The sequence below is a fragment of the Pseudomonas sp. genome, from assembly GCF_049590575.1.
Lineage (GTDB): Bacteria > Pseudomonadota > Gammaproteobacteria > Pseudomonadales > Pseudomonadaceae > Aquipseudomonas.
This window is the reverse complement of sequence record NZ_JBAWDE010000441.1, coordinates 1-8,223: the sequence shown is the minus strand read 5'-3', so window position 1 is coordinate 8,223 and position 8,223 is coordinate 1. Positions and strand designations below refer to the sequence as shown.

The 8,223-nt window shown below is 60.7% G+C and carries 8 protein-coding genes; 2 read left to right on the top strand and 6 right to left on the bottom strand.

The window, feature by feature from the left end; translation table 11 throughout:
- Together WBR57_RS30200 and WBR57_RS30195 are read left to right on the top strand one after the other, a co-directional pair.
- Positions 1–262: HupE/UreJ family protein (locus tag WBR57_RS30200; RefSeq protein ID WP_424089263.1), on the top strand; the 262-nt coding region annotated here is incomplete at its 5' end.
- A 170-nt stretch (positions 263–432) separates the two neighbouring features.
- A complete protein-coding gene (locus tag WBR57_RS30195) occupies positions 433–1,542 on the top strand; it encodes an AGE family epimerase/isomerase (protein WP_424089261.1) in 1,110 nt (369 codons plus the stop codon).
- 120 nt (positions 1,543–1,662) lie between these two features.
- On the opposite strand, the gene WBR57_RS30190 is transcribed toward WBR57_RS30195, so the two are convergent.
- The 6 genes from WBR57_RS30190 to WBR57_RS30165 all read right to left on the bottom strand — a co-directional run bounded on the left by WBR57_RS30190 (position 1,663) and on the right by WBR57_RS30165 (position 8,086).
- Entirely contained in the window at positions 1,663–2,568 is a 906-nt protein-coding gene (locus WBR57_RS30190; protein ID WP_424089259.1) for a cation diffusion facilitator family transporter, read from the bottom strand.
- 185 nt (positions 2,569–2,753) lie between these two features.
- Positions 2,754–3,518 (bottom strand): SDR family oxidoreductase, encoded by a 765-nt coding sequence (locus tag WBR57_RS30185; protein ID WP_101273714.1) that lies wholly within the window; start codon positions 3,516–3,518, stop codon positions 2,754–2,756.
- A 788-nt stretch (positions 3,519–4,306) separates the two neighbouring features.
- Entirely contained in the window at positions 4,307–5,023 is a 717-nt protein-coding gene (locus WBR57_RS30180; RefSeq protein WP_424089256.1) for an ABC transporter ATP-binding protein, read from the bottom strand.
- Entirely contained in the window at positions 5,020–5,895 is an 876-nt protein-coding gene (locus WBR57_RS30175) for an ABC transporter ATP-binding protein (RefSeq protein ID WP_424089254.1), read from the bottom strand. The genes WBR57_RS30180 and WBR57_RS30175 overlap by 4 nt, the downstream gene beginning before the upstream one ends.
- Positions 5,892–7,169 (bottom strand): high-affinity branched-chain amino acid ABC transporter permease LivM, encoded by a 1,278-nt coding sequence (livM, locus tag WBR57_RS30170; RefSeq protein ID WP_424089252.1) that lies wholly within the window; start codon positions 7,167–7,169, stop codon positions 5,892–5,894. Before livM ends, WBR57_RS30175 begins: the two co-directional genes overlap by 4 nt.
- A 2-nt stretch (positions 7,170–7,171) precedes the next feature.
- Positions 7,172–8,086, bottom strand: coding sequence for an ABC transporter permease subunit (locus WBR57_RS30165; protein WP_003236186.1), 915 nt, complete (start codon positions 8,084–8,086; stop codon positions 7,172–7,174).
- Positions 8,087–8,223 lie beyond the last annotated feature (137 nt).

Here is an 8,223-nt window from a genome sequence, read left to right as displayed (position 1 = left end):
GGCGCTGGCGGTGCGGCCACCGTTGTTCGTGGCGGTCGGCGCCACGGCGCTGTTCGCGCTGTTCCACGGCGTGGCCCATGGCCTGGAGTTGCCGGACATGTCCAGCCCTTGGACGTACGCCGCAGGTTTTGTCGGCGCGACGGCGGTGTTGCACGCTGCCGGGTATGCCGTGGTGCGCTTCCTGCCGTCTGCGGCGGCGCCGTTGGTACGAGTTGCCGGGGCGGCCTCGGCGGCGACTGGGGTGTGGTTGCTGGCGGGCTGATTTGCAGCGCTGCTGAAGACCTCATCGGGGGCAAGCCCCCTCCCACATTTGATTGGGTTCACAGATCAAAGTGTGAGAGGGGCTTGCCCCCGATGGCTCACTCACAGACACCACCAATCCCAAGCCTGATACCATGCGCGCCTACACACATGCCGTGACGACGCCAGCCGATGCCCAGCGCTTCCCAACCCTCCTTGAACTCCGTGCTTGCGCACTTCCACAGCCTGATCGTGCCGCTCTGGCAGGGCCCGGGCTGGAACGCCGACTTGGCGTTGCCCTATGAGGCGTTGGGCGCCGATCACCAGCCTTTGCCGCCGCAACGCTACCGCGCCATGGCCTGTGCGCGGCAGTTGTACCTGTTCGCCAGCCTGATCAGCGAGCCCGGCAAGGCCTTCGCCGAGGAGCGCGCGGCGGCGTTGTTCCGGTCCCTGCAACGGCATTTCCACGACGCCGAGCACGGCGGCTGGTTCTACAGCATCGACCCCGCCGGCCAGCCGCTGGACAAGCGCAAAGACCTCTACACCCACGCGTTCATCATCTTCGCCTGTGCGCACTACTGGGCCAAGGTGCGTGAACCGCTGGTGGAGTCGGTGCTCGACGCGGCCCTGACCGTGGTCGCCGAACGTTTCGCCAGCGGCGACGGCCTGTACGAAGCGGTACTGGAGCGCAACTGGTCATCGCTCAATTCCGGCCCCCTGCAAAACCCGCTGATGCACCTGGCCGAAGGTTTCCTCGCCACGCTGGCGGTGCGCGAAGACGCCATCACGCAAGACGCGCTGCTGGACCTTGCCACCGCCCTGCAAAAGCGTTTCATCGACCGCCAGCACGGCGTGATGATGGAAAAACCGCTGGGCGCTGTGGATAACTGGTTCGAGCCAGGACACCAGTTCGAGTGGTTCTTTTTGCTGGAGTCTTCCGAGGTGCTGCGCGGCACGCCACTGCATGCGTCACTGACGCGAGCGTTTGCCTACGCTGAACGCAAGGGTGTGGATACATCGAACGGCGCGGTAAGCGGCATGCTCGCCCTGGACGGTACTGTACGCGACGGTACCCAGCGGATCTGGGCCCAGGCCGAGTACCTGCGGGCACTGACCTTGCGCCCGGGCAGCGAGGCTGTGCTGCAGCGCCAATTGCTGGCGCTGCAACAGCACTTTCTGCATGAAAAGGGTTGGAATGAGTGCCTGGATGCCCAGGGCGCCGTGAGCCGACGGGACATGCCGTCGACCACGCCGTATCACTTGGCGACCTGCTATCAGGGGCTGATCCAGCATTTCGGCTGACCTCAAGGGCCTCTTCGCGGGCAAGCCCACTCCCACATTCAACCGCGTCCTTGCGTTAAAACGCGGTCGAATGTGGGAGCGGGCTTGCTCGCGAAGGCCTCACCTCGGTCTAGCTGCCCCTCACGCGACCCACTTGCGGTCCCCGGTAAAACTGATCGTCAGCCAGCGCGCCGCATCCGGCGTGCCCAACCCTGTGGATATTTCTTCGCGCAGCGCATCGAGCGTGGCGACGTTATCCACTGGGTAATCCGCCGGCAGCACCACATGAATCTCGATAAATCGCGCGCGCCCGTGCTTTTGCACATAGGACACGTAGTCGTCGAAACCATGTCTGGCCTGCGCCGCGTCCATCACTTCACGCACGGTGTCGTCCAGGTGGTCCGGCGCTATCCCCAGCACCTCGCGCAACGCCGGGCGCAGGATCTTGAACGCAGGCGCCAGCATGCTCAGGGCCAGCAAGATCAGGATCAGCGGGTCGACGTATACCGCCCACTCGCCGTAGCCCTGGGACTTGAGCAACAGCGCGGCAAGAAAGCTGATCAGCAAGCCCACCGAGAGCATTGCGTCCACCAGCCAGCTGATGTTGTCGAACTGGATCAGTGATGATTTGAGCGTGCGATTGCGGTAGCGCACGTAGAAGAAGTAGGCGAACTCGACGACGGTAAACACCGCCGCGTAGATGATCACCAATCCCAGCTCGATCTCGCGCCCGCCATTGATGATGCCAAACACGCCGTTGAGAAACGCGTAGATGGCGATCAGCAGCAGGAAGCTGCCTTCGATCAACAGCACCATGGGTTCCAGGTGCCAATAGCCGAACTGGAAACGTTGGTTGCTTTTCTTGGCGATCAGCTTGGCCGTGATCAGCATCAGCACCTTGATGGCGGTGGCGATCAACGAGAAAAAGCCGTCGAATAAAATCGATTGGGCGCCGGATACCACGCCCGTGACGATCCCGGCGATCGCAACGGCGAACATCAGGATGGTCGATTGTTTGAGCAGCGCCTGCTCACCTCGGTTACTCACATTTCCTCCTGTCAAAACCTTAAAACCGCACAGTGCGGAGGGGTTTGCCGGAGTGGAGTGTACCTTATGTCCTGTTTTGGCCGATTTGACGCCATCGAGGGCAAGCCCCCTCCCACCCAACATTGGAATGCAATCAACTGTGGGAGGGAGTCTTGCCCCCAATGGCAGCGACGCGGTCTAAAGCCTTACTTGGCCCCGCGCTCAATCGCAAACCCGGCCCAGGTCTGGCTCACCGGCATCAGCTCCAGGCGATTGATGTTGACGTGTGCAGGTGTGTTCAGCACCCAGAAGATGGTGTCGGCAATGTCCTGCGGCTGGATCGGCTCGGCGCCGGCGTAGGTGGCGTCATAGCGCGCCTGGTCGCCGCCGAAGCGCACCAGCGAGAACTCGCTTTCGCACAGGCCTGGCTCGATGTTGGTCACGCGTACGCCAGTGCCTTGCAGGTCGCAGCGCAGGTTCAGCGAGAACTGCTTCACAAACGCCTTGGAGCCGCCATACACGTGGCTGCCCGGGTACGGGTAGCTGCCGGCGATGGAGCCCAGGTTGATGATCCCGGCGCCACGGCCATGGGCGATCAGGCGCGGCAGCAGCAGGCTGGTAGTGGTCAGCAGGCCCTTGATGTTGGTGTCGACCATGGTTTCCCAATCGTCGAGGCTGCACTTGGGTGCAGGGTCGGTGCCCACGGCCAGGCCGGCGTTGTTGATCAGCCCGCGCAGCTTGGCGAACGAGGGTGGCAGGTTGGCGATGGCGTCTTCCATACCCTTGCGGTCACGCACGTCGACGACCAGGCCGTGCACTTCGGTCTGCTTGGAAAGCTCTTCAACCAAGGCATTCAAGCGATCCGCGCGACGGCCGGTGAGCACCAGTTTCCAGCCGGCTTCGGCAAAACGACGGGCACAGGCTTCGCCGAAACCTGAGGTTGCGCCAGTAATAAATAGCGTGTCGGACATGGTGTTCTCCTTGCGGGCATCGAGAAAAAAATCAGCCAGCAGAATGCCCTTACGCCGCAGTGGCAGCAACTGCTGTGGATAAACTTAAGCGAAATCTGATCATTTTTCGATCAACCCTGGCGAAGCCTTGTAAACCGTGGCCTGCAGCCATATGCACGCAGGTTATCCACAACTGCGCCCACAGTCTTTGGGGGCAACTGTGAAAAGCCCCAGGCCCCTGTAGACAAGGCCTGCAGGCGGTTTTAGAAAGTTTTTTGCTTGACCTGGGTTCGGGCGTATGTAGGCCCAGGCGTCAAGGTGAAAACACAACGATGGCTCCAGGCCAGTCATTCCGGCCTCTGCGGCGGTCTTTCCAGAGTTTAGTCACAGACTTATCCACAGGCCGACGGGACATATTTCGGTCATATACCTGTGTCTTTAAACAGGTTGACAAAGCAGTCGACTGGCCGCAAAAAAGCCACTGATCAAAAAACAACCACTGCGCTGAAAGCCACGTAAACAAAGGGCTTCAGCCAGCTACACCCACGTTACCCACAGCCGGTTCCACAGCGGATGGGGACAAGTCAAAACTGTGACAAAACAGGGATTTGCGGCGGCTATATGTCGCGCTTTGGAGGGTGGCTGGATTTGTTTTCCACAATTTGGCGGGAGGCTTTCCGCGCACCGCAAAACACATGTGGAAGCGGGCTTGCTCGCGAGTGCGGTGGGTCAGTCAGAACATCTGAAACTGACACACTGCATTCGTGAGCAAGCCCGCTCCCACAAGGGACTTGCATCAAGCTTTTAGATCAATGCCCACCCAGGTAGGCGTTGCGCACTTCCTCGTTCACCAGCAATTCCTTGCCGGTGCCGGTCAGGCGAATCTCGCCGTTGACCATCACGTACGCCCGGTCCGACAAGCGCAGAGCATGGTTGGCGTTCTGTTCCACCAGGAAAATAGTCATCCCGGTGGACGCCAGCTCGCGCAAGGTCGAAAAAATCTGCTTCACCACAATCGGTGCCAGGCCCAGACTCGGTTCGTCCAGCAGCAACAGCTTGGGCCGGCTCATCAGCGCACGGGCGATAGCGAGCATTTGCTGCTCGCCACCGGACATGGTCATCGCACGCTGGTTACGCCTCTCCTTGAGCCGTGGGAACAGCTCGAACATGCGCTGCATATCCTCCTGGGCAAACTTGTCGCCAATCGGGATGGTGCCCATCAACAGGTTTTCCTCGACAGTCATGTCGGGGAACACCCGCCGCCCTTCCGGCGACTGGGCAATGCCGTTCGACGCAATGTAGTGCGACGACTTCTGGGTAATGTCGACGCCGTTGTAGATGATCTGCCCCGACTCGGCCCGTGGCTGGCCGAAGATCGACATCAGCAGCGTGGATTTACCCGCGCCGTTGGAGCCGATCAGGCTCACGGTTTCGCCTTCGTTGATGTGCAGCGAAACTTTTTTAAGGGCCTGGATCGGACCATAGAACACGTCCAGGTCCTTCATTTCGAGGATAGGTGCACTCATACCAGCTCCTCCTCGTCTGCGCCCAGGTAGGCGGCAATCACTTTTGGGTCGTTGCGGATCGCTTCCGGCCCGCCCTCGGCGATCACGTTGCCGTGGTCCAGCACCACGATGTGGTCGGAAATACTCATCACCATGCCCATGTCGTGTTCGATCAGCACCACCGTGAGGTCGTGTTCGTCGCGCAACAGGCGAATCATCGCGCTGAGGGCTTCGGTTTCCTGGGGGTTGAGGCCCGCTGCCGGTTCGTCCAGGCAGATGATCTGCGGCCGGGTGCACATGGCCCGGGCGATTTCCAGGCGGCGCTGCTGGCCGTAGGAAAGCTCGCCGGCCAGGCGGTTGGCGCAATCCACCAGGTCCACCACTTCGAGCCAGTAGAACGCGTGGTCGATTGCGTCGCTTTCGGCCTTGCGGTAGCCCTTGGTGTTGAGGATGCCCGCCAACATGTTGCGGTTAACCCACATGTGTTGGGCCACCAGCAGGTTTTCCAGCACCGACATTTCCTTGAACAGGCGAATGTTCTGGAACGTACGGGCCAGGCCGGCACGGTTTACCAGGTGGGTGCCGCCGAACATCTTGTAGTACACGCGGCTGAGGAAGCTTTTCGGCGAAACAAAATCCACCGCTTTAAACCGCTCGCCGAGCAACTGGATCACGTTGGTCTGCTTGCCACGGATATTGAGTTCGATCTTGCCGCCGCTGGCTTTATAGAAGCCGGTAAGGCAGTTGAACACGGTGGTCTTGCCCGCGCCGTTGGGGCCGATCAGGGCGAAGATCGAGTTGCGTTCGACCTTGAGGCTCACATCGCTCAAGGCCTTGATGCCACCGAAGTGCATCATCAGGTGTTCCACACAGAGGACGACTTCCTTGCTCATGGCGCTACCCCCTTACGTGGCGTCACACCGGTACGGCTGATGCGGATCAGGCCGCGCGGACGCCAGATCATCATCACCACCATCAACACGCCAAACAGCAGCACGCGGTATTCACTGAAGCTGCGCAGCAATTCCGGCGCGACGGTCAGTACGAAGGCCGCGATCACCACGCCGACCGTCGAGCCCATGCCGCCCAACACCACGATGGCCAGGATCAGCGCCGACTCGAAGAAGGTGAACGACGATGGGTTGACGAAGCCCTGGTAGCTGGCAAAGAACACCCCGGCCAGACCTGCGGTGGACGCGCCGATGGTGAATGCCGAGAGCTTGACCAGCACGTGGTTCAGGCCCATGGAACGGCAGGCGATTTCATCTTCGCGCAGGGCTTCCCAGGCGCGGCCGACCGGCATGCGGGTCAGGCGGTGCTTGATATACAGCACCGCCAGCACCACCAGGAACAGCACGATGTAGATGAACATGAACTTGATATTGGGGTTGTAATCGAGGCCGAAGAACTCATGGAACGGAATCCCGCCGTCCTTCGCTTTGCGCCCGAACTCCAGGCCGAGGAAGGTCGGCGACGGCACCGGCATGCCGTTTGGCCCGCCGGTGAACGACAGCCAGTTGTTCAGCACCAGGCGGATGATTTCACCGAAGCCCAGGGTCACGATGGCCAAATAGTCCCCGTGCATTCGCAGCACCGGGAACCCGAGGATGCACCCCGCCAGCGCTGCCGCGATGGCTGCCAGTGGCAGCACGCTCCAGAAGCCCAGGCCGAGGTATTGATAACCCAGCGCCAGGCCGTAGGCACCGATGGCGTAGAACGCCACATAACCCAGGTCGAGCAGCCCGGCCAGGCCGACAACGATGTTCAGGCCCAGGCCGAGCAATACGTAGATCAGCCCGAGGATCACCACGGTCAGCAGGTACTTGTTGGCAAAGATCGGGAACACGATGGCAATCACGATCAGCGCCGGAATGATCCAGCGCAGCCGCGATTTGTAGTCCGGGGGCAGCACATGCACGCCGGAACCACTGCTTTCGAAACCCTGCAGGATCTTCACGCCCTTGGGGGTTTGCAGGAACAGGCTCAGGGCAAAGCGCCCGGCCATCACGATCGCGACCAGGGTAGCCACACGGGCCGGTTCCAGGTTGAAGCTGTAGCCGTCGAGGACCACGCCGACGATCGGACCGAACACGATCAACGAAATCAGCCCGGCAAGGACCGTATCGACCACACTTTTCTTGATATCGATGGGTTTGGCAGCAGACATGTTTACACCTTAGCCACGAGTGGGCGACCAAGCAGGCCCTGGGGACGGAAAATCAGAATCACCACCAGCAGGGAGAAACTGAACACGTCTTTGTAGTCAGAGTTGATCAACCCCGAGAACAGCGACTCGGAAATACCCAGGATGATCCCGCCCAACATCGCCCCAGGCAGGGAGCCGATGCCGCCGAGTACCGCTGCGGTAAACGCCTTGATGCCGATGATGAAGCCGGCATAGAAGTCGAACGTGCCGTAGTTGAGGGTGATCAGCACGCCGGCCAGGGCCGCCATGGCGGCACCGATGACAAACACGTAGGAGATGACGCGGTCGGTGTTGATCCCCAGGATCGAGGCCATCTTGCGGTCTTGCTGGGTGGCGCGGCACATGCGGCCGAGCTTGGTGTACTTGATGATGTAGGTGAGCAACGCCATGCCGGCAAACGCCGCCACGAGGATAAAGACCTTGGTGTACGTGAGTTGGACGAACCCACTGCCGATGTCGACGCGCCAGGCGCCGGCCAGCAGGGTTGGAATGCCTTGTTGTTTCGCGCCCTGGGCGATCTGCGCGTAGTTCTGCAGGATCAGGGAGATCCCGATGGCGCTGATCAGCGGGGCCAGTCGGGTGGAGTTGCGCAGCGGTTTGTAGGCGACCCGTTCGATGACCCAACCGTAAACGCCGGTGACGACCACGGTGAAAATCAACGTACCGAGAATGAGCAGCGGGAAGGATTCGATGCCGAAGTAAGCCAGCAGTGCCAGACTGATCGCCGCGAGGTAAGCGGAAATCATATAAACCTCGCCGTGGGCGAAGTTGATCATGCCAATGATGCCGTAGACCATTGTGTAGCCGATGGCGATCAGGCCATAGACCGACCCGAGGGTCAGGCCATTGACCAGTTGCTGCAGGAAAATACCATCCATAACGCAATCTCACGCGGTGAGCACCTGCACACCGGTGGGTGTGCGGCGCTTCTGGAGGAAAAGACAGATCTGAATAACAACACGGGTCCCAATGTGGGAGGGGGCTTGCCCCCGATGCGGTGGGTCAGTTGAACAAC